Source organism: Mycolicibacterium sp. lyk4-40-TYG-92, assembly GCF_030209435.1.
GTDB lineage: Bacteria > Actinomycetota > Actinomycetes > Mycobacteriales > Mycobacteriaceae > Mycobacterium.
This window is the reverse complement of the sequence record NZ_JARVRX010000017.1, coordinates 157,417-176,098: the sequence shown is the minus strand read 5'-3', so window position 1 is coordinate 176,098 and position 18,682 is coordinate 157,417. Positions and strand designations below refer to the sequence as shown.

21 protein-coding genes are annotated in these 18,682 nt (G+C 67.5%); 13 read left to right on the top strand and 8 right to left on the bottom strand.

Annotation, left to right across the window (positions count from 1 at the left end):
* Window positions 1-40 precede the first annotated feature (40 nt).
* From QRN63_RS23135 to QRN63_RS23125, 3 genes are read left to right on the top strand one after another with little or no spacing between them, the layout of a single operon-like run.
* Entirely contained in the window at window positions 41-580 is a 540-nt protein-coding gene (locus QRN63_RS23135; RefSeq protein WP_285033353.1) for a hypothetical protein, read from the top strand.
* Entirely contained in the window at window positions 562-1,050 is a 489-nt protein-coding gene (locus QRN63_RS23130) for a hypothetical protein (protein ID WP_285033352.1), read from the top strand. The genes QRN63_RS23135 and QRN63_RS23130 overlap by 19 nt, the downstream gene beginning before the upstream one ends.
* A gap of 12 nt (window positions 1,051-1,062) precedes the next feature.
* A complete protein-coding gene (locus QRN63_RS23125; RefSeq protein ID WP_285033351.1) occupies window positions 1,063-1,854 on the top strand; it encodes a hypothetical protein in 792 nt (263 codons plus the stop codon).
* A 175-nt stretch (window positions 1,855-2,029) separates the two neighbouring features.
* Here the strand turns inward: QRN63_RS23125 and QRN63_RS23120 are convergent, their stop codons facing one another.
* From QRN63_RS23120 to QRN63_RS23105, 4 genes are all read right to left on the bottom strand, one after another.
* A complete protein-coding gene (locus tag QRN63_RS23120; protein ID WP_285033350.1) occupies window positions 2,030-2,179 on the bottom strand; it encodes a hypothetical protein in 150 nt (49 codons plus the stop codon).
* Window positions 2,180-2,463: 284 nt separating this feature from the next.
* Window positions 2,464-2,676 carry a hypothetical protein gene (locus tag QRN63_RS23115; RefSeq protein WP_285033349.1) on the bottom strand — a complete coding sequence of 71 codons (213 nt, stop codon included), beginning with the start codon at window positions 2,674-2,676 and terminating at the stop codon, window positions 2,464-2,466.
* A 1-nt stretch (window position 2,677) separates the two neighbouring features.
* Window positions 2,678-4,012: a 9-bladed beta-propeller domain-containing protein gene (locus QRN63_RS23110; RefSeq protein ID WP_285033348.1), complete on the bottom strand. Its 1,335-nt coding sequence runs from the start codon at window positions 4,010-4,012 to the stop codon at window positions 2,678-2,680.
* Window positions 4,013-4,046: 34 nt separating this feature from the next.
* The gene (locus QRN63_RS23105) at window positions 4,047-4,652 is read right to left on the bottom strand and encodes a hypothetical protein (protein ID WP_285033347.1); all 606 of its coding nucleotides are present in this window, start codon (window positions 4,650-4,652) and stop codon (window positions 4,047-4,049) included.
* Window positions 4,653-4,992: 340 nt separating this feature from the next.
* Between QRN63_RS23105 and QRN63_RS23100 the strand changes: the two genes are divergently transcribed.
* From QRN63_RS23100 to QRN63_RS23090, 3 genes are all read left to right on the top strand, one after another.
* A complete protein-coding gene (locus QRN63_RS23100; protein ID WP_285033346.1) occupies window positions 4,993-5,430 on the top strand; it encodes an ankyrin repeat domain-containing protein in 438 nt (145 codons plus the stop codon).
* 21 nt (window positions 5,431-5,451) lie between these two features.
* On the top strand, window positions 5,452-5,997 hold the full coding sequence (locus QRN63_RS23095; RefSeq protein WP_285033345.1) for a hypothetical protein: 546 nt from the start codon (window positions 5,452-5,454) through the stop codon (window positions 5,995-5,997).
* Window positions 5,998-6,293: 296 nt separating this feature from the next.
* Window positions 6,294-7,673: a pentapeptide repeat-containing protein gene (locus QRN63_RS23090; protein WP_285033344.1), complete on the top strand. Its 1,380-nt coding sequence runs from the start codon at window positions 6,294-6,296 to the stop codon at window positions 7,671-7,673.
* A 332-nt stretch (window positions 7,674-8,005) separates the two neighbouring features.
* Here QRN63_RS23090 and QRN63_RS23085 read toward each other — a convergent pair whose 3' ends face one another.
* Both QRN63_RS23085 and QRN63_RS23080 read right to left on the bottom strand, forming a co-directional pair.
* Window positions 8,006-8,866: a type VII secretion target gene (locus tag QRN63_RS23085; RefSeq protein WP_285033343.1), complete on the bottom strand. Its 861-nt coding sequence runs from the start codon at window positions 8,864-8,866 to the stop codon at window positions 8,006-8,008.
* A 71-nt stretch (window positions 8,867-8,937) separates the two neighbouring features.
* Window positions 8,938-10,608 (bottom strand): tetratricopeptide repeat protein, encoded by a 1,671-nt coding sequence (locus QRN63_RS23080; RefSeq protein WP_502888185.1) that lies wholly within the window; start codon window positions 10,606-10,608, stop codon window positions 8,938-8,940.
* A gap of 101 nt (window positions 10,609-10,709) precedes the next feature.
* Here QRN63_RS23080 and log point away from each other — a divergent pair, with 101 nt between their 5' ends.
* Both log and fadD6 read left to right on the top strand, forming a co-directional pair.
* On the top strand, window positions 10,710-11,285 hold the full coding sequence (gene log / locus QRN63_RS23075; protein ID WP_267315294.1) for a cytokinin riboside 5'-monophosphate phosphoribohydrolase: 576 nt from the start codon (window positions 10,710-10,712) through the stop codon (window positions 11,283-11,285).
* Window positions 11,286-11,296: 11 nt separating this feature from the next.
* Window positions 11,297-13,078, top strand: coding sequence for a long-chain-acyl-CoA synthetase FadD6 (gene fadD6 / locus QRN63_RS23070; RefSeq protein ID WP_285033341.1), 1,782 nt, complete (start codon window positions 11,297-11,299; stop codon window positions 13,076-13,078).
* On the opposite strand, the gene QRN63_RS23065 is transcribed toward fadD6, so the two are convergent.
* Window positions 13,075-14,181, bottom strand: a complete 1,107-nt coding sequence (locus QRN63_RS23065) for a glycosyltransferase (RefSeq protein WP_285033340.1) — start codon at window positions 14,179-14,181, stop codon at window positions 13,075-13,077. The genes fadD6 and QRN63_RS23065 overlap by 4 nt on opposite strands.
* Window positions 14,182-14,444: 263 nt before the next feature.
* Between QRN63_RS23065 and folP the strand changes: the two genes are divergently transcribed.
* From folP to QRN63_RS23040, 5 genes are all read left to right on the top strand, one after another.
* Window positions 14,445-15,269, top strand: a complete 825-nt coding sequence (gene folP / locus QRN63_RS23060; RefSeq protein ID WP_285033399.1) for a dihydropteroate synthase — start codon at window positions 14,445-14,447, stop codon at window positions 15,267-15,269.
* A complete protein-coding gene (locus tag QRN63_RS23055) occupies window positions 15,266-16,207 on the top strand; it encodes a glucosyl-3-phosphoglycerate synthase (RefSeq protein WP_267315291.1) in 942 nt (313 codons plus the stop codon). The genes folP and QRN63_RS23055 overlap by 4 nt, the downstream gene beginning before the upstream one ends.
* A gap of 46 nt (window positions 16,208-16,253) precedes the next feature.
* Window positions 16,254-16,559 carry a DivIVA domain-containing protein gene (locus QRN63_RS23050; RefSeq protein WP_267315290.1) on the top strand — a complete coding sequence of 102 codons (306 nt, stop codon included), beginning with the start codon at window positions 16,254-16,256 and terminating at the stop codon, window positions 16,557-16,559.
* On the top strand, window positions 16,556-17,140 hold the full coding sequence (locus tag QRN63_RS23045; RefSeq protein ID WP_267315289.1) for a DNA-3-methyladenine glycosylase I: 585 nt from the start codon (window positions 16,556-16,558) through the stop codon (window positions 17,138-17,140). Before QRN63_RS23050 ends, QRN63_RS23045 begins: the two co-directional genes overlap by 4 nt.
* A 153-nt stretch (window positions 17,141-17,293) precedes the next feature.
* Entirely contained in the window at window positions 17,294-17,461 is a 168-nt protein-coding gene (locus QRN63_RS23040) for a DUF3117 domain-containing protein (protein WP_005059648.1), read from the top strand.
* Window position 17,462: 1 nt separating this feature from the next.
* On the opposite strand, the gene glgA is transcribed toward QRN63_RS23040, so the two are convergent.
* Window positions 17,463-18,632 carry a glycogen synthase gene (gene glgA / locus QRN63_RS23035; protein WP_267315288.1) on the bottom strand — a complete coding sequence of 390 codons (1,170 nt, stop codon included), beginning with the start codon at window positions 18,630-18,632 and terminating at the stop codon, window positions 17,463-17,465.
* Between the last annotated feature and the right edge of the window lie 50 nt (window positions 18,633-18,682).

Below are 18,682 nucleotides of genomic sequence, written 5' to 3'. Positions count from 1 at the left end.
CAATGGCACTACAGCCCCGAAATCCCGTTCAACTCCCTCGATGCGGATGAGCGGCGAACGCACCACCGAGCCGGTCCCGTCGCCGTCAATGCCCGCGCGCGGTGGGACTGGGTGGGGGTTGTGGGCGGTGGCCGTGGTGGCGTCGATCGCGGCCGCGGTGCTGGTGGCAATGACGATCTGGCCGGCCCCGCGCGCCGAACTCACCCCTACCCCTGCGCCGTCGGCCGAGCAACTGCACGCCCAGCAGGTGGTCACCGCCTGGCTGCAGGCCGCCGACAGCGGCGACACGGCGACGGTGCGGCAGCTGACGTGCGCCAACCCCACCGGCACCATCGCCCGGGACCTGCCAACAATCCTCGACCCAACCGGGTACCGGGTCGAGGCCCGCGACCACATCGACGGGTTCTTCCGGTACGCCAAGACCCGCAACGGCGCCCAGATCGACGTGATGTACCGGCAGATCGGCCTCACCCCGACCGGACGACAACACGCCTCGGTCGGCGCCAACAACTTCTTCGGCGACACGTACGTGCTGGTTAACGAGGACGGTGAGCTCAAAGTATGCGGGGCGATCTCATAACACCCCGACCGGCCGGGTACCGCTGGCCGCTACTGGCCGCGATCGTCGCGGTAGCAACGCTCTGTGCGGCAGTCGGATTCGCACTGACCCACGAGCGAGTGACAATACGGCCCATCGCCGCGGCCGCAGCGATGAGCCGCGATCAAGGTGAAGCCGTCGCCCAGAGCACCGTGCGGCTGTGGGCACAGCAGCTCCGCGACCGCCAGGACGCCAACGTGCGTGCGCTGACGTGCGCGGCGTCCGGCCCGGACACCGACGCCGGTAAGCGCCTGGCCCAGGTCGGGGCACCCGGTTCGTCGATCGAGATTCTCGGGTTCGGCGACTTCACCGAGGACGCCGCCACCAGCTGGTCGATGATGGTGTTCTTCTTCCGGCCGGGCGGCAGCGACAACGGCAAGGTTTTCCACTTCGCCGTCGAAGACGACGAACTTCGCCTGTGCGACATCACCGACCCACCGACGCTGGACTGAAAGGTTTGACAAATGAAGGCGATCGAGGGCCCCGTCGACCGAGCGAAGGTCCACGCGCTCGCGGTGGACTGGGCCGATGATCCATCATCGGTCGTGGAGGTGACCCACGACGGATTCAACGGCGATGAACTCAACGGCGGCTACGCATTTCGCTGCGACCGCGGAATGTTCATCTGCAACATCCATGGCGGCCGCACGTGGACGATCGATCCGGGAACTACCGCAGGCAGGCGGGCGAAAATCGAGGAATTCTGGCGTCAAACCCAGCACCAGCATCGACGACTTCGCCTCGAAGATGTCAGCGTGTGGCATCGCGCTGCGATCGCCGCACTGGTGCGAGGCGCCGTGAGTGTCGGGGACTTACCCGAGTCCGAGCGCCTCGGCGTCACCGATATCGCGAGAGCGGACACCGTGCTGATTCGATTGCGAAGGTGTACAAGCGAATCCACCGAGGCTGCGGCGCTGCGCAGTCTGGCTGCCGCAGACTGGCTGGCTGCAGTGCCCGCGGAAGATGAAGGGGCGCATCCGTGTCCGCTCTGCGGGCTTCCCGCGATCGGAAGGTACCGGCAGTACACCAGCGTGTGCGACGACTGCTACGCCAAGACTGTCTGCACGGATGGCCGAATCGTAAAGGGCTACAACACCGACTTCTCGGGCGGCTTCGAGGCGGTGCACGCCGATGACCGCAGCGTCTGCGCACAAGTCACCCATAACGGCCTGGTGTCGGTCGATGGCGGGCTCTGCCACATGGGCGAAGCCAGGTTCGGTGGCGTGTTCGTCGGAGTCGATTGCACCGAGCGCTAGCTGTGGTGTTCCATCACATTGGTTACGCGCGCGGTTCCACGCATTTGAGCCCCGCTCATCGGTGCCTGTTCCCTGACAAACAGGACTGATCCACCGGTGCTTTCGCTGAATGAGTACGTCGACGCGCGCCCTGGCTCAACGCCCCGCAGTCGATGGCCCAATTAGGTACTAGAGGTCAATAGCTACCGGACAGCACGATGGCCGCGATGGCCACGGTGATGCCGGCCAGGCCGGTCGCGAGGCCGGCCACGGCAGAGGTACCGTTGCTGGCGTCGCCACGTTGGGCCCGCCGGCGACCGATGATCCCGGTGGCAACCGCGGGCACTCCAACTAGGAATGTGCGCAACTGCGCGCCGATCGGTACAGGCCCTGACATCCCGGTTGCTGCGCCGTGAATTTCTATCGCCAGAAACCCCGCGCCAAGAATCGTGAGGATACCCAGGACGAGCGCGGCGGTACCGGCCCCGTTGCGTGGACCGGGGCCGAGGGGGTCGTCCGAATATGGTTGCCCGGGTTGATGTTTGGACTGCTGAGACATAGTTGCGCTCCCTAGGTGTGCTATCTCGTTCGGGTGCCGTCAAATGCCGTGAATGTCGTATCTAGTGGGCATTACCGCGGGGGTTGCCAGGGCCATGTGCCCTCCCGTAGACGCCAGCGCCCGAACGCGATCGCAAAGGCCAGTCCGCCGACGGTCGCTGCCGCGCCCCAGGTCATGTGGAAAGACAGCAGCGCAAGAAAGAGCAGAACCGGCGCGACGACCAGGAGAAGCACACCGGCGATGCGGGCGCGGCGTCGGCGGATAGCTTCGAAATCGTTGGCCATGTCAGCGCTCCACCCCGTTGAGTTGCGTGTCGGAGTACTGCACCAACGACGTGTTGACTTTCACGATGCCGCCGCCCTGGGCATCCATCGACCACAACGTCTGGCAGCTGGACGGGTCGATGGCGTTTTCGGTGATGTGCCCGGCCTCGCCCATGGTGCCTGACAGGATGGTTTTGCCGTCGGAGGCGACGTAGCCGCGCAGGTTCAGGTCGGCGCAGGTGCGCAGGATGCTGGCGGTGGCCAGATCGATTTGCTTCCACGGGTTTTCTTTGGCGGTGTTCTCGATGCCGACGGTGTCCGAGACGTACATCTTGTCGCCGATGATCACCGCCCGGGTCTTGCTCGGCTCGCCTTGCGAGGGCAGGTCGGCGATCTTCTTGCCGGTGGCGTCGAATACCAGCCAGCGCATCTGGTCGGGGGCCTTGGGGTCGCCGTACTGGACGACCAGCAGCGCGCCGCGGCTGATGACCTGCCACGCACCGCGGCCGGTTCCGACGGTGAAGTGCGACAGTTCTTTTCCGGTGTTGTCGTAGAACGTGATTCGGCCCTCGGGATCGCTGGCGCTGCGGCCCGGTACCGCGTATCCGCCGTCGTACACCCACGGCCGGGCGGTGAGCTTGTCGACGATGACCGTGCCGTCGCTGACCGAGTACACCAGGTAGGTGCCATCGGGTCGGTCACCGACCACCAGCCGCTGCGGGGGGATGTCGCGGGACCAGAAGGTGTCGTCGCTGGCCTTGCCGCTGCCGGGCACGAACCAGGTCTTCTCACCGGAGGCGCCGATGCCGTACCAGCCGGTGCCGGGTACTGCGACCACTGGGTATTGGCCGACCTTGTACACGCTCATCGTGTCGCCGTTGACGATGTCGGTGGGCCCGTTGTAGGTCACCTTGCCACTGTGGCTGTCGAGCACCCACGCCCACGGATGCGAATCGGCGACCGCAGCGTTCTGCCGTCCCAGGCAGGTGAGCTGGTCCGAGCCGTTGATGTAGCAGCCCGCCACACTGCCCGATAATTCGACGCCACTGAACAGGACCGCGCCGGTGTGCGGGTTGAACGAGTACACCCAGGAGGTGCCCGGCCCGGCAGGGTCCGGATGGGCCGGGTAGGCCAACGCGAACGCCCGGTCATCGACGCTGCCGGGCAGGATGCCCTGTTTCAGATCGGGCGCGCGGACCACGTCGGCGAGTTTGATCGTCCACGACGGTTTCGGCGTCGTGGTGGGGATCGCGACCAGCAGGTCCGCCGGGGTCCCCACCGTCGGCGCCGATGAGCCGCCCGAACCGCTACCCGCATTACCGCAACCGGCGACCACCAACGCCGCCAGAACCCCCACGACAGCAAGCCTTTTCACAACCATCCCCTTCCACCTATCCAGCAGGATCGGTGCAGTCGAGCCACGCGCTACCGTCTTGTGTCTCAAACGTCTTGTGCACCATCACCGTCTGCTCGGGCTGCCCGTCCCACTGCGTCGTCGTGGTCACATCCGCGGTTGCCGAATGCGGCTGGCTGCCTCCACTGTTCACCAGGTTGTCGACCGACTGCTTCTTCACCTGGAACACTCTGCCCATCAGCCTCATCGCAGCGGTGCGATACGCAGCCGGGTCTTGGCGACCGGCCGCGTCGACGACGGCCTTGATCTCATCGCTGTAGGTGTTCGGATAGCGCTCCTTGAGCACACCTGGCAGCGCCGCCATATACGCGGGGTCGGCCGCCTGCTCACGGGTCGCAACCGACGCCATTGACGGAAGCTGAGCCTCGTACTTGGTGCGGTAGGCATCGCGGTACTTCTCGCACACGAGCGCGGCGCCACCGTCGATATCGAAATCCTCCAGCTTGGCGCGCTGCTGCATAATCGCATCGCGCAGCTCGGCGTCGTAATCGATCGCGATGGTCGGAATCTTGGACACCGGCCCGCCGGGCCCGGAACCTGTTCCGCCACAACCGCTGATCACAAGTACGCCGGCGAGCGCCACCACCGCAGCCTTCACAACCATCCCCCCTGAGATCACCTTGCTGTCGAGTATTACAGCTCCGCGGGCCCCGACCGACACCAGTTTCCTGCCCAGACCCGACCACCACCTGATACGTGCGGACGAACACCGGCGCCGAGATCGGTACGGTATGAGGGCCACCCACGGTCGTCGATAACCCGTGGGCGGCTGCAAGGGGAGGCTTCCGGGGATGATCGAAATTCTGGCGGCCAGTGATGCCGCTGAAACGACCGGCTACATCGTCGGCAGGCTGTTGTGCTCGGTGCCACCGCGATAACTGCCCGAGCGTCCCGAGCGAACTGACAGAAGAGGCAGTCCCATCATGACCACACCCAACACTCATCAGCGTGATCGAGCAGGGCGTACGCCGCTGCACTACGCCGCCGGTGACGGAAAACTCGACGCCGTGACAGCACTAATCGCCGCAGGCGCCGAAATCGACGCGCGCGAAGACACCGGCCAAAACACCCCACTCATGTTCGCCGCGCAACGTGACGACAACATCGATGTCATCACCGCACTCGTCGAAGCGGGCGCCGACGTCAACCTCACCAACAACAAAGGCGAAACACCGCTGTTCATCGCCACTAGGTCGTACGGCACATCAGGCATCGGCGCAGCAATTCTCCGTTACCTCCTCGACCACGGCGCCGACCCACATATCAAGGCCGCTGACGGCGATACCGTCATCGATTACGTGAAGTTCGTGAACGATAAGCCGGGGCGGCGCGCGGCGTTCGGATCACTGCTCGATGACTAACTCATTTACGATCGGGGTGCCATGAGTGGTGACCATTGGTGGTGGGAGATGCCCGAATTTGTTGCCGCCCAACGCGATCCGGGTTTCCGGGCGTGGGTGCAGTCCATCGAACTCGGGATGGAATTGGGTGAGGAACCCTTCGACGAGATCATTCCCGGCTTGCCGATCCGGGATCCGTTCAGCGACGAAGGGATTACCGCGGCCGAGACCGCGTTCCTGCACACCTTCCCCGACCGCCACGCCCTGGACGCCGACTGGCATCTGATGATGCGGTTCGTCCAATACCTTGGCCAAGCGTTCGTCGAGAAGCTCGAATGCCGTTGGGTATGGCAGCCCAACATCAAACCCTGGAGCCCGTCCAGCCCCGCCATCGAACGCCCATGGCCGGGAACCGACATGCTCTTCGACTTGGTTCCCGTCATGAACGCGACCGTCATGCGCAGAACCGGAAAGCAATGGCTATGGGTGTTCAGCAACAACCGAAAGGACTACCAGGAGTGGGTGGAGCAGGGCCGGCCAGGATTCGCGCAGTGGAAAGCCCACGACCAGGAAACCGGCGCGGCCTAGAGCGCTGATCAGCTTCATCGGGATTTTCAACCGGTCCCCCCGTTACGATTCCGCGTTGATTGCTTCGCTGTGCGGGCGCTGTTGGATTGCGGCCGAGTGAGGTCAGTTCCCGGTAGGTCGGACCCCACTCGGACAGACCTCGCTTCGCACTAATATTCGGTGTCGTGGACGACGATGCATCGACGAGTGCACCGTTGCCTGCGGCTTTCCCCAGAGTCCGACTCGAGCACTTCGCCCGAGCCGCGCAGCCACACCAGCGGGCACTATTTTCCGCCTCCTGCGCGGAATGCGCGGCCTTGCTCGCACGGCGGGTCGTGGGCCGCGACCGGACCTATCTCCTCGACTACCTGATCGATGTTCATTGGCTGGCCCTGGACGGTGACGGCGAACTCCCACCGGTCCACGACGTGGTCGCCCTGCTGATTGACGAGGACGCCCCCGGCGCCGAACCCGACGACGTGTTCCTCAACGAAGCTGTCATCTGCGAATACCGTGCACTGCAAGCTGCCGGACACGATGGCGCTGAGCACGTGGTGCCCACCGTGGCCGCCTTATTCAATCTCGCCGACGCGCTCATCCACCGGTTCCGCGCCGATTACGTAGCCGATCTGAGAACACAACCCCTGATCGACGCGGTGTGCGCAGCCCTCGACCGGTTCACCGAACCCGCCGGCCCCCACACGCGGCAGCGAGCTTACGAGGAAGCCGCCCGGTTAAGCACCCTCGTGCCCGACCACACCACGCCGCCTGCGAGGCCCGACCTCGCCGCCCGGTGGATGCCCGATCAAGCCGAGGCGGCCCGCGAGTCCCTGCTGGGCGGCAAACCACAATCACCGTTCGGCGACCACAACGGCCGCATTGATCTACGCGGACTGCGCATCGGCCCCGCCGACGCGGTGAATCCCGCCAAGATGATCTACGAACTCGACCGCATCACCGTGACCGGCGTCGACCTGTCCGACGGCACGTACACGCAGTGTCGCTGGTCGCGAACCAAGTTCGTCGATTGTCGGTTCGACCGATCGAGATTCGACGGGCTGCGCACCTACAGCGCCCGCTTCGATCGGTGTTCCTTCATCGACGCCGATTTGCGTGAAGCCTCACTCGGTGGCTGGACCAAGCGATGGGGGCGCCGGGTGTATGGCGCGCAGTACACCGATTGCGACTTCACCAACGCGGACCTGCGGTATCTGAACGTCGGTGACGCCTGGTTTCGGGGTTGTGCGTTCGTCGGCAGCCGCTGGCTCGGTACCCGAACAATGTCGGCTGTGTTCAAGGACTGCGACTTTCGTGACGCCACCCTGCGTGAAGTGACGTTCGATGGACGAGAACTCGGTGCGGGCATCCCCCGCCGGCGCGGCACAAACCGACTGGCCGGCTGCGACTTCACCACAACCCACCTCCACGGGTGCTCGTTCATCGCGATCGACTTCCGAGACTGCGTGCCGCCCGCCGGCCCAGAACTCGTGCTGATTGACAACTTCCCTGCGCGCGCGCAGGCCGCGGTGCGCTATCTGCGCGCCCAACCCCACATCGAGGCCCACAGCGCAGCGGCCGTCCTCGACATCGAGGCCGGTCCGGCGATGCTGCTGCCCGCGGATGCGGTGGGACTACTGGACTTGCAGGACCTGAACTCAACGCAGCGTGAACTGCTCGGGCAGGCATTCGGCATCTAACGTGCCCCTGGCCGCCACTGCGGCGTGCCGACAACCTGCGGGATGCGTGTACGAAGGCGCGGGAGAGCGGGCCACAAGCCGCCGGCGAGGCGGGTGCCGCTGGCTACCTACCGATTGACGGCAGAAGCGATCACGACTGCGGAACTACCCCAGCGATTCGAACAGATGAGCTTGTTCGATGACACCGCGTAGCCGTGGCGCCAATGTCATGGAATGGCACAACTAGTTCGCTTGGGGGCCATCAACTTTCGTTGGCGTCAAGGAAAGTTGACAGCTCCAGACCGTACATGTCCCAGAGAGCGGTCCAGTTCGGCACCAGCTGCGGCGATCGATCAGCTGTCCTGCGGCCGGGTCTGGGCCGGGCGGCGTGGCGCTGGAGCGGCGGCGCCCGACGGACCGGCCGCCGGGTCTGCAATCCCGGCGTCCGCGTCACCGGCCTGACCACGGTGCTCGACCGACAGGATCCGCTTGTCGTCGTCCTCGCCCTTTTCGTGGCGCTCGGGGTCCCGGCGCTCCCGGTCCCGATCGTCCGCATCCGACTTGTCATGTTCGCCAACGGAATCCGCTACGCTGGAGTCACTGAGCCCGCCCAGACCCGATCCCGCCGCATGTCCGGCGCCGACACCTTCGATGCCACCCAGGCCGCTGGCTATGCCGCTGAGCACCCCGGTGAGGCCTTGCGCGATCTGCCCCGGAATCTGTCCCAACGTCTGCGCGACGCCCTGCGCGATCTGTCCGGCTTGCTGGCCCACCTGCCCGAGCGTCTGTGCCACGTCGCCGCCACCGGCGGCGGGGCTGCCGGGGACCGCCGCGCCGAGGCCGCCGGGTGTGCCGGCACTGACGCCGCTGCCGCCACCGCCACCCGGAATGCCCTCGGCTGCCGAGGACAGTCCACGCGCGCCCTGCTCGTCCCCGGCTCGATACGCCTCGGCGGCACGGTGCAACTGCTCGGACAACTGCTGGCCGGCCGCGCCCGTCGACTGCAGGATGTTGTCGCGCCGCGCCATGACCCCACTCAGCGCCGAATTCATGCCGTGCGCGATCAGCCCGTGCGTCGTCGCAGGACCGGCGGGGCCGACGGACTCCCCGAGACCGCCACCGTTCTGGAGCTGACCGAGCCCGGCCGCGACGGCGTCGTGCACCCGGGCCATGCCCAGCACACCCTCGGTATTGACGTACAGCGGATCGCCCATGATCTGCCCCCTCGAAGATCTGTTGCGGTCAATCCTATGGCGGCGTCGACGAGCTGCCCTGCGGCAAATGGTCAGGTGCGATCGGCGGCGACCTCCGCCGCCACTGCGCGGGCCTGCCTGTCGAACGCGCAGTCGACGCCGACCCGGTCGAAACAGTCCGCGGCCCGGATGTCACCCAACAACGCCGCGTCATGCAGGACGCGCAGCGCCACCGCCGACTGGCCGCCCCGCTCGGCAGCGCGGAACGCTTCGCGGGCGGCGGCGATCGCGCCGTGCCGGTCCCGACGGGCCGCGTTCGTCCAGGCGCGGGCCAGCGCCAATTCGGGCGCGAACAACATCGACTTCAAGCCGTGTCTGGCTTCGGCCCGGGCCAGCGCCCGGCCCGCCTCCGCGGTCGCGCCGCGCTGACCGAGCGCCCGCGCCAGCAGCATCCACGCCAGCGGGCCCCACGAATATCCGCTGCGCGCCAGCACTTTCGCCGCGTCCTGCAGTAATTCGATCGCGGCATCGAGCTCGCTCCGGGCGATCAGCACGTCGGCCAACAGCACCTCGCCGATGGCACGCCCGGGCTGTTGGGACTGGGTGAAATCGATCAGCTCCTGGGCCAGCTGCTGAGCCTTGTCCGGCTCCCCGGCCAACAGCAGGGCCGTGGTCTGACCGAATCCACTGGTGAACCGCAACAGACCCGGCTGACCGGCGGCCAGGGCCCGCTCGGCGAAACCGTCCACCTCGGTCAGCCGGCCCGTACGCGCACAGCTCAGCGCGGCCGCCGATGCCGCCCAGCCGACGGCGGTGTCGCTCGGGTCAGCACTGGCCAACACCGAGTCGGCCAGCTGCATGGCGCGGTTGAGGTTGCCCGCATTCATCGCGAACGTCGCCGACAAGGCATCGAGGGTGACCTGCGCCGCCGGCGTCTGGACCCGGCTGCGGACGGTGCGCAGGAACGCTGTCGCACGCTCGGGCTCGGACAGCATCCAGAACTGGTTGGCCGCGCGGGGCAGCGCCCACATCATCAAGGCGGGCTCGGTCAACGCCGCAGCGTCGACCTCGGCCAGCACGGCGTCGGCGTCCGCGCCGCGACCCTGCCAGGCCAGGGCATAGCTCAACGTCACCCGGGCGGCCAGTCCGCCGGCCGGCAGCGCGGCCCGGCCCAGCCGTTCCGCCAGCTCCAGATCGCCGAGACGCAGGGCATCGTCAGCGGCGGCGGCCAGCTCGGCGACGGGTAGGGCGTCGCCGCCGTCGAGTGCCCGCACCGCACGCCGCAGCCGGCCGACGACGCCGACGCCGACGCCGACGCCGTCGGGCGGCGGCAGCGGCTCAGGATCCCGGGACGCGACGGGATGGACCGGCCCGTCGGCAGCCACCGGAACCACCAGCCGATCCCGCACCAATGCCGAAAGTCCTTCGGGCAGAGACTGATTCGACTCCGCCGTGATGATGACCCGAGCGGCCCCCGACACGGCGAGCTGGTACACCAGCGACGCTGACAGCCGGTCGAGCAGATGTCCGTCGTCCGCGACCAACAGCAGTCCCGTCCCGAGCGCGTCGCGCGCCGCCCGCAACACCTGAATCGTCCGGCCCGTCTCGGGCACCGTGAACAGCTGCTCGAAGGCGCCGAACGGCACGCAGGAGTCGGTGACGGTGCCGGTGATCCACGCTGCGCGTTCGAATCCCGGCGCCAGCTCGTCAAAAGCCGCCCGCGCCAATGCGGTCTTGCCGGACCCGCGGGCACCGGTAAGCAGCGCACCGGCCCGGGTTTCGACGCCCGCTTTCAGCTGGCTGAGCACCACGGTCCGATCCTATGGCTGCGCAGTGGTCGGCACCCCTCGATTAGCGTTGTGCTGTGCTGGCCGATAACACCCCCGAAAATGCCTATGCCGTCTGCGTCTACTGCGCTGCCGGTCCCCGTCATCCCGAATTGCTCACCCTCGCCGGGGATGTGGGCCGGGCCATCGCGGCGAAAGGCTGGACCCTGGTGTCCGGCGGCGGCAACGTCTCGGCGATGGGCGCCGTCGCCGACGGGGCCCGGGAGAACGGCGGCCGCACCATCGGCGTCATCCCCAAGAAGCTTGTGCACCGCGAGCTGGCCGATGTGAACGCGAGCGAGCTGATCGTCACCGACACCATGCGCGAGCGGAAGCAGATCATGGAGGACCGGTCCGACGCATTCATCGCGCTGCCCGGGGGGATCGGCACCCTCGAGGAGTTCTTCGAGGCCTGGACGGCCGGCTACCTCGACATGCACGACAAGCCGCTGGTGATGCTCGATCCGCACGGCCACTACGACGGCCTGCTGGCCTGGCTGCACACGCTGGTCGATACCGGCTACGTCCAGCAGGCCGCGCTCGACCGGCTCATCGTCGTCAAAGACGTCGACGAGGCGATGGCTGCTTGTGCACCGCGTGACGTCGCTCACTAGGCTCACCGGGCATGAGTGACGAGACATCACGCACCGGCGTCGGGCTGCTCGATATTGCTAAGCAACTGCCCGGTTTCCTGTCCGACGCCCCGGTGATCCTTCGCGGCCTGATCACCGGCTTCGGTGCCAGCCCGACGGCGAAGACGTCCATCGGCAAGGTGTTCCAGGAACGCGCGGCGGCCAACAAGGACAAGGTCTTCATCAAGTTCGAGGACCAGCGCATCACCTACGGCCAGGCCAACGCGACGGTGAACCGCTACGCGTCGGTGCTCGCGGCCAAGGGCGTCGGCCCCGGTTCGGTGGTCGGCATCATGCTGCGCAACTCACCGGACGCCGTGCTGCTGATGCTGGCGACGGTCAAGTGCGGCGCGATCGCCGGAATGATCAACTACAACCAGCGCGGCAACGTCCTGGCGCACAGCCTGGGCCTGCTCGGCGCCAAGGTCCTGGTCACCGAGTCGGACTTCCACGAGCCCGTCATCGAGTGCGGTGCCGCTCCGGAGCTGACGGCGGGCCTGATGTCGGTCGAGGAGCTGCGCGAGCTGGCCGTCGGCCAGTCGACCGCCAACCCGGTGGGCACCAGCCAGATCCTGGCCAAGGAGAAGGCGTTCTACATCTTCACCTCCGGCACCACCGGCATGCCCAAGGCCAGTGTCATGACGCACTACCGCTGGCTGCGCGCACTCGGCGGGTTCGGCGGGCTGGGGCTGCGCCTGAACAGCAGCGACACCCTGTACTGCTGCCTGCCGCTGTACCACAACAACGCGCTGACGGTCGCGACGTCGTCGGCCCTCAACGCCGGCGCGGCGCTGGCGCTGGGCAAGTCGTTCTCCGCCTCGCGGTTCTGGGACGAGGTCATCAAGTACGACGCCACCGCGTTCATCTACATCGGCGAAATCTGCGGCTACCTGCTGAACCAGCCGCCCAAGCCCACTGACCGGGCACACAAGGTCAGGGTCATCGCCGGCAACGGACTGCGCCCGGCCATCTGGGACGAGTTCACCTCGCGCTTCGGCATCAAGCGGGTGTGCGAGTTCTACGCCGCCAGCGAGGGCAATACCGGCTTCGTCAACGTCTTCAACATCGACAAGACCACGGGCATCTGCCCGTCACCCGTCGTCTACGTCGAGTACGACCTGGAGACCGGCGAACCGGTCCGCGGCCCCGACGGCCGGCTGCGCAAGGTCAAGCGCGGCGAGCCGGGCCTGCTGCTCAGCAAGGTCAACAGCCTGCAGCCGTTCGACGGCTACACCGACAAGTCCGCCAGCGAGAAGAAGCTGGTGCGCAACGCATTCAAGGACGGCGACGTCTGGTTCAACACCGGTGACCTGATGCGGTCGCAGGGCTTCGCGCATGCCGCGTTCGCCGACCGTCTCGGCGACACCTTCCGGTGGAAGGGCGAGAACGTGGCCACCACCGAGGTCGAGGCCGCGCTCGGCGCCGACGACCAGGTCGAGGAGTGCACGGTGTACGGCGTCGAGGTCCCGGGCTGCGGTGGCCGCGCCGGCATGGCGTCGGTGCAGCTGCGCGACGGCGCCGAATTCGACGGGCCGCGCCTGGCCAAGGCCGGCTTCGAGCATCTGCCCGCCTACGCGGTGCCGCTGTTCGTCCGGATCGTGCCCGAGCTGGCGCACACCTCGACGTTCAAGAACCAGAAGGTCGACCTCCGTAAGCAGGGCTACGGCGACGAGGTGGAGGACCCGATCTACGTGCTCGCCGGCCGCGACGAGGGCTACGTGCGGTTCTACCCCGAGTACCCCGCCGAGGTGAAGGACGGCAAGAGGCCCCGCTAGGGACGGATGCTCGTCAGCCCGAGGTGGGCGCTGATCGCGTCAGCGGCCACCTCGGCGCCGTCCCGCTTGCGGATGTCGGCACCCAGCGCGGCCGCCGCCCGGCGATATCCCGGGATGGCGAGCACCCGCTGCACGGCGGCCCGGATCTGTTCCGCGCCGGCCTTTTTCGGCAGGGCGATGCCGGCGCCGGCGCGCTCGATGGCGGCCCCGACGCCCTTCTGATCGATCATCGGATTGGCCGGCATGATGACCAGCGGCACGTCGAACGACAGGGCGCGCATGGTCGTGCTGTGGCCGCCGTGGCCGACGACAAGCGACGCCGTCGCGAGGACCTCGTCGTGATCCAGCCAGGCGTGCAGTGTCGCGTTGGCCGGCAGCCGCAACCCCGCGGTGTCGACGCTGGCGCCCGCGGTGACGGTCACCTCGACCGGCAGCGGGGCGAGCGCGTCGAGGATGTTCTGCAGCATCGCCCCCTGGCCGCCGAAGCCACATGTGCTGAGGCTGACCAGGATTCGTGGCGTCTCGGCGCCGACGGACGGAGCCGGCGTGCCCTGCCACACCACTCCGGTGTGGACGACCGGCGGCGTGCCGCGCACGGGGTCGAGGTCGGCCCGCGCGGCGACGACCTGCAGTGCATCGGCGTGCTCGGGCGCCCGCGGGTCCATCCCGCGCAGCCGGGTGTACCACCCCGCCGGGCCGGCCGCCATGTCCTGCACGGCCCGGTAGAAGCAGTGGACGAACACGACCGCCGGAATGCCGTGCTTCAGCACGTCGGCGATCACCGCCACCAGGAGGGTGTCGACGACGATGGCGTCGGCACAGTGACGTCGTGCCGCATCGAGCACCTGCGGACCCAGGCTGCGATCGGTCATCTCACGGACGAAAGTGGTCATCATGGCGGCCAGCGACCGCGGCGTGGTCGGGTCGAATTCCCTTCCGGTGTTGAAGGTTTCGAACGAGAAGCCCGCGGTCTCGACGCGCTCGCGAGCGCCGGTGTGGCCGATGAAATGGACGTCGACGCCGCGCTGCCGGAGTGCGCGGGCAACCGCGATCTGGGGCGGGATGTTGCCGCCGCCGTCGACGATGGCCCACAGGATCTTCATGGTCCCTACCCTTCGGGTTGCGTCGTTCACCAGGTGAAATCGCTTTCGCCTCTACTCATCAGGCAAACCCATCGAAGTGCTGCATCTCACGATTTCAAGCCACTCGGTGAATGTCCAGCAAACGGGCAAACTTTTGCCTCATCGGCCTCGTGGAGCAAGCCGAATCAGCAGATTTGCGGCAGACCGATAGCCTGGGAGCCGTGCAGTCCTCCGCTAGGGGCCAGTTCCTGGGTCGCCAGGTGGCCGGCGATCGCGCGCTGATCATGGCGATCGTCAACCGCACCCCGGATTCCTTCTATGACCGGGGGGCGACCTTCAGCGACGGCGCAGCCAAGGAGGCCACCCACCAGAAGATCGCCGACGGGGCCGACGTCATCGACATCGGCGGCGTCAAGGCGGGGCCGGGCAGCACCGTCGACGCCGACGAGGAGATCGCGCGCGTCGTGCCGTTCATCGAATGGCTCCGCGGCGAATACCCCGACCAACTGATCAGCGTCGACACCTGGCGCGCGAACGTGGCCAAGCAGGCCTGCGCGGCCGGGGCCGACCTGATCAACGACACCTGGGCGGGCGCCGACCCCGGGCTGCCCGAGGTGGCCGCCGAATTCGGGGCGGGGCTGGTCTGCTCGCACACCGGCGGGGCAGTGCCGCGGACCCGGCCGTTCCGCGTGCACTACGGCGTCACCGAACGCGGCGTGGTGGACGACGTCATCGCCGAGGTCACCGCGGCGGCGCAGCACGCCGTCGACGTCGGTGTCTCGCGGGACGCCATCCTGATCGACCCGACACACGATTTCGGCAAGAACACTTACCACGGTCTTAGTTTGTTGCGCCACGTAAAAGATCTTGTAAATACCGGATGGCCAGTCCTGATGGCCCTCAGTAACAAGGATTTCGTGGGGGAGACTTTAGGTGTCGAACTGACCGAGCGCCTGGAGGGGACGCTGGCCGCGACGGCACTCGCCGCCGCTGACGGCGCCGCCATGTTCCGGGTGCACGAGGTGGGCCCCACCCGGCGCGTCCTGGAAATGGTCGCGTCGATCCAGGGCGGGCGTCCACCGAGCCGAACAGTGAGGGGACTCGCGTGACCCTAAGTCCTGAATTGTCCGCGGAAGGCATCGCTCGCCATGCGTGGCTTGCCGAACGCAGCTGGAGCCGGCCGTCCTGGACCATCGCCGAACTCGAGGCCGCCAAAGCCGGCCGCACCGTCTCGGTGGTGCTGCCCGCGCTGAATGAAGAAGAGACCGTCGCCGACGTCATCGACAGCATCAGCCCGCTGCTGGGTGGCCTGGTCGACGAACTGGTGGTTCTCGACTCCGGCTCGACCGACGAGACCGAGCTGCGCGCCATCGAGGCCGGCGCCCGGGTCATCAGCCGCGAACAGGCCCTGCCCGAGGTGCCGGTCCAGCCCGGCAAGGGTGAGGCGCTGTGGCGCTCGCTGGCGGCCACCACCGGCGACATCATCGTGTTCGTCGACTCCGACCTGCTCGACCCCGACCCGATGTTCGTGCCCAAGCTCCTGGGCCCGTTGCTGCTCGCCGACGGTGTGCATCTGGTCAAGGGCTTCTACCGGCGGCCGCTCAAGCTCGGCGGCGCCCAAGACGCGAACGGCGGCGGCCGCGTCACCGAACTGGTGGCACGTCCGCTGCTGGCGTCCCTGCGGCCCGAGCTGACGTGCCTGCTGCAGCCGCTGGGCGGCGAATACGCCGGCACCCGGGAGCTGCTGACGTCGGTCGGGTTCGCGCCGGGCTACGGCGTCGAGATCGGTCTGCTGATCGACACCTACGACAAGCTGGGCCTCGACGCCATCGCCCAGGTCAACCTCGGGGTGCGTACGCACCGCAACCGGCCGCTGACCGAGCTCGCCGCGATGAGCCGTCAGGTGATCGCGACCCTGTTGTCGCGCTGCGGCATCAGCGACTCCGGCGTCGGCCTGACCCAGTTCTTCGCCGACGGCGACGCCTTCACGCCTCGCACGTCGACGGTCTCACTGATCGACCGGCCCGCCATGAACACCTTGCGCTGACCCGGCCTGGCGGCGCTTGTCGGTGCCATCCGGCAGGATCGTCGGTGTGACACTGATTCTGATCTACCTCGTGGTGCTGATCCTGGTCGCGGTCGTGCTGTTCGCCCTGGGCACCGTGCTGTTCGGTCGCAGTGAACAGTTGCCGCCGCTGCCGCGGGGCACCACGGCCACCGTGCTGCCCGCATCAGGTGTCACCGGCGCCGACGTCGACGCCGTCAAGTTCACCCAGACCCTGCGTGGCTACAAGACCAGCGAGGTCGACTGGGTGCTGGACCGGCTGGCGCAGGAACTGGACTCGTTGCGCGGCGAGCTGACGACGTTGCGCGCGCAGACCGCGGACGCCGAACAGTGACTGCTCCTGACGGCAGGGTGCGGTGCGGCTGGGTCAACATCGGCGAGTCCGCCGACGCGACGCAGTACCGCGACTACCACGACACCGAATGGGGCCGCCCGCTGCGCGGCACTCAGGCGCTGTTCGAACGCGTCTCTCTGGAGGCGTTCCAGAGCGGCCTGTCCTGGCTGATCATCCTGCGCAAGCGCGAGAACTTCCGGGCGGCGTTCCACGGGTTCGACGTGGCGACAGTGGCGGGCTTCGGGGAGAAGGACATCGACCGGCTGCTCGCCGATCCGGGCATCGTCCGCAACCGCGCCAAGATCGAGGCGACCATTGCCAATGCCCGGGTGATCGACGGGGGTCTGGACCTCGATGAGCTGCTGTGGTCGTTCGCACCGCCGCCGCGGCCAAGGCCCGCTGACCTGGCGCAGGTCCCGGCGACCACACCGGAATCGGTGGCCATGGCGAAGGAACTGAAGCGCCGCGGGTTTCGGTTCGTCGGCCCGACCACGGCGTATGCGTTGATGCAGGCCACCGGGATGGTGGACGACCATGTCGAGGCTTGTTGGGTGCCCCGGCACACCTTGTCGGAGGCGTGACGGGCGGGTCTTTCACACCCTCGGGTAGCGATAGGGAACAATAGGCGTAGTTCAGTTGCAGTTCAGTGCCGTGAGCCGACCCATGCGAGTGGGTGGTTCCGGCCTTGATCCGGGACCGTGGATGCGGTCCGGCGCGTGCGGAGGGAGCACCCGATGGCGGCGATGAAGCCCCGGACCGGCGACGGTCCACTGGAAGCAACCAAAGAGGGGCGCGGCATCGTCATGCGGGTACCGCTGGAGGGTGGCGGTCGTCTGGTGGTCGAGCTGACCCCGGATGAGGCCGCAGCCCTGGGCGACGAACTGAAGAACGTCACCAGCTAGTTCAGTCGCAGACGCTCCGGTAGATGTCGAGCGTCTGCTGGGCGACCTGCATCCAGGAGAACTCCTCGATGCACCGCCGACGGCCGGCCTGCCCGAATGTGCGGGCCTGTTCCGGGTTCCGGACCAACGCGTTGACCGCGTCCGCGAGCCCTGTCTCAAACTCCACCGCATCGGCGGCGTCGTAGTGCACCAGGAGTCCGGTGGTGCCGTCGTCGACCACCTCGGGAATGCCGCCGACGTCCGAGGCGACCACGGCGGTGCCGCAGGCCATGGCTTCGAGGTTGACGATGCCGAGCGGTTCGTAGACCGACGGGCAGACGAAAACTGTTGCCGTCGCCAGGATTTCGCGGATGTTCTCGGTCGGCAGCATCTCCTGGATCCAGTGCACGCCGGCGCGCGTCGTGCTGAGCTCTTTCACCGCAGCCGCCACCTCGGCGGCGATCTCCGGGGTATCGGGCGCGCCCGCACACAACACCAGCTGCACGTCGGGGTCGAACCGGTGGGCCGCCGCGATGAGGTGGCCGACGCCCTTCTGCCGGGTGATCCGCCCGACGAACGCCACGATCGGCCGGTCCGGATCGATCCCGAGGTCCGCCAGGGTCTGGCCCGCCTCGACCGGGTACCAGTCGTCGGTGTCGATCCCGTTGCGCACCACGTGCACTCGCGCGGGGGCCAGCTGTGGGTAGGTGGCCAGGACGTCGGCCCGCATGCCCGCGCTGACCGCGATGACGGCGTCGGCCGCTTCGATCGCCGTGCGTTCGACCCACGAGGAGATGCGGTAGCCGCCGCCGAGCTGCTCGGCCTTCCACGGCCGCCGCGGCTCCAGCGAGTGCGCAGTCAGCACATGCGGGATGCCGTGCAGCAGCGCCGTGAGGTGCCCGGCCATCCCGGTGTACCACGTGTGCGAATGCACCACGTTCGGCATGGCAGCCGGCCCGGCGAACGCGTTGTTGACCATCGCCAGGTCCGCCGACAGTGTCGTCAGGGCCGCATTGGCCCCGGCGAGCAGCGGATCGGGCTGGGCCACGAAGGCGTCCCGCCGGTGCACTCCCATGCAATGGACGTCGACGTCGCACAGCTTCGTCAGCTGACCGACGAGTTCGGTCACATGCACGCCCGCGCCGCCGTAAACCTCCGGCGGATACTCCCGAGTCATCATCGCCACCCGCATGTCGATGACGTTAACGCGTACGGCGGGTTGGGGCGTATGTCTGGCCGCTT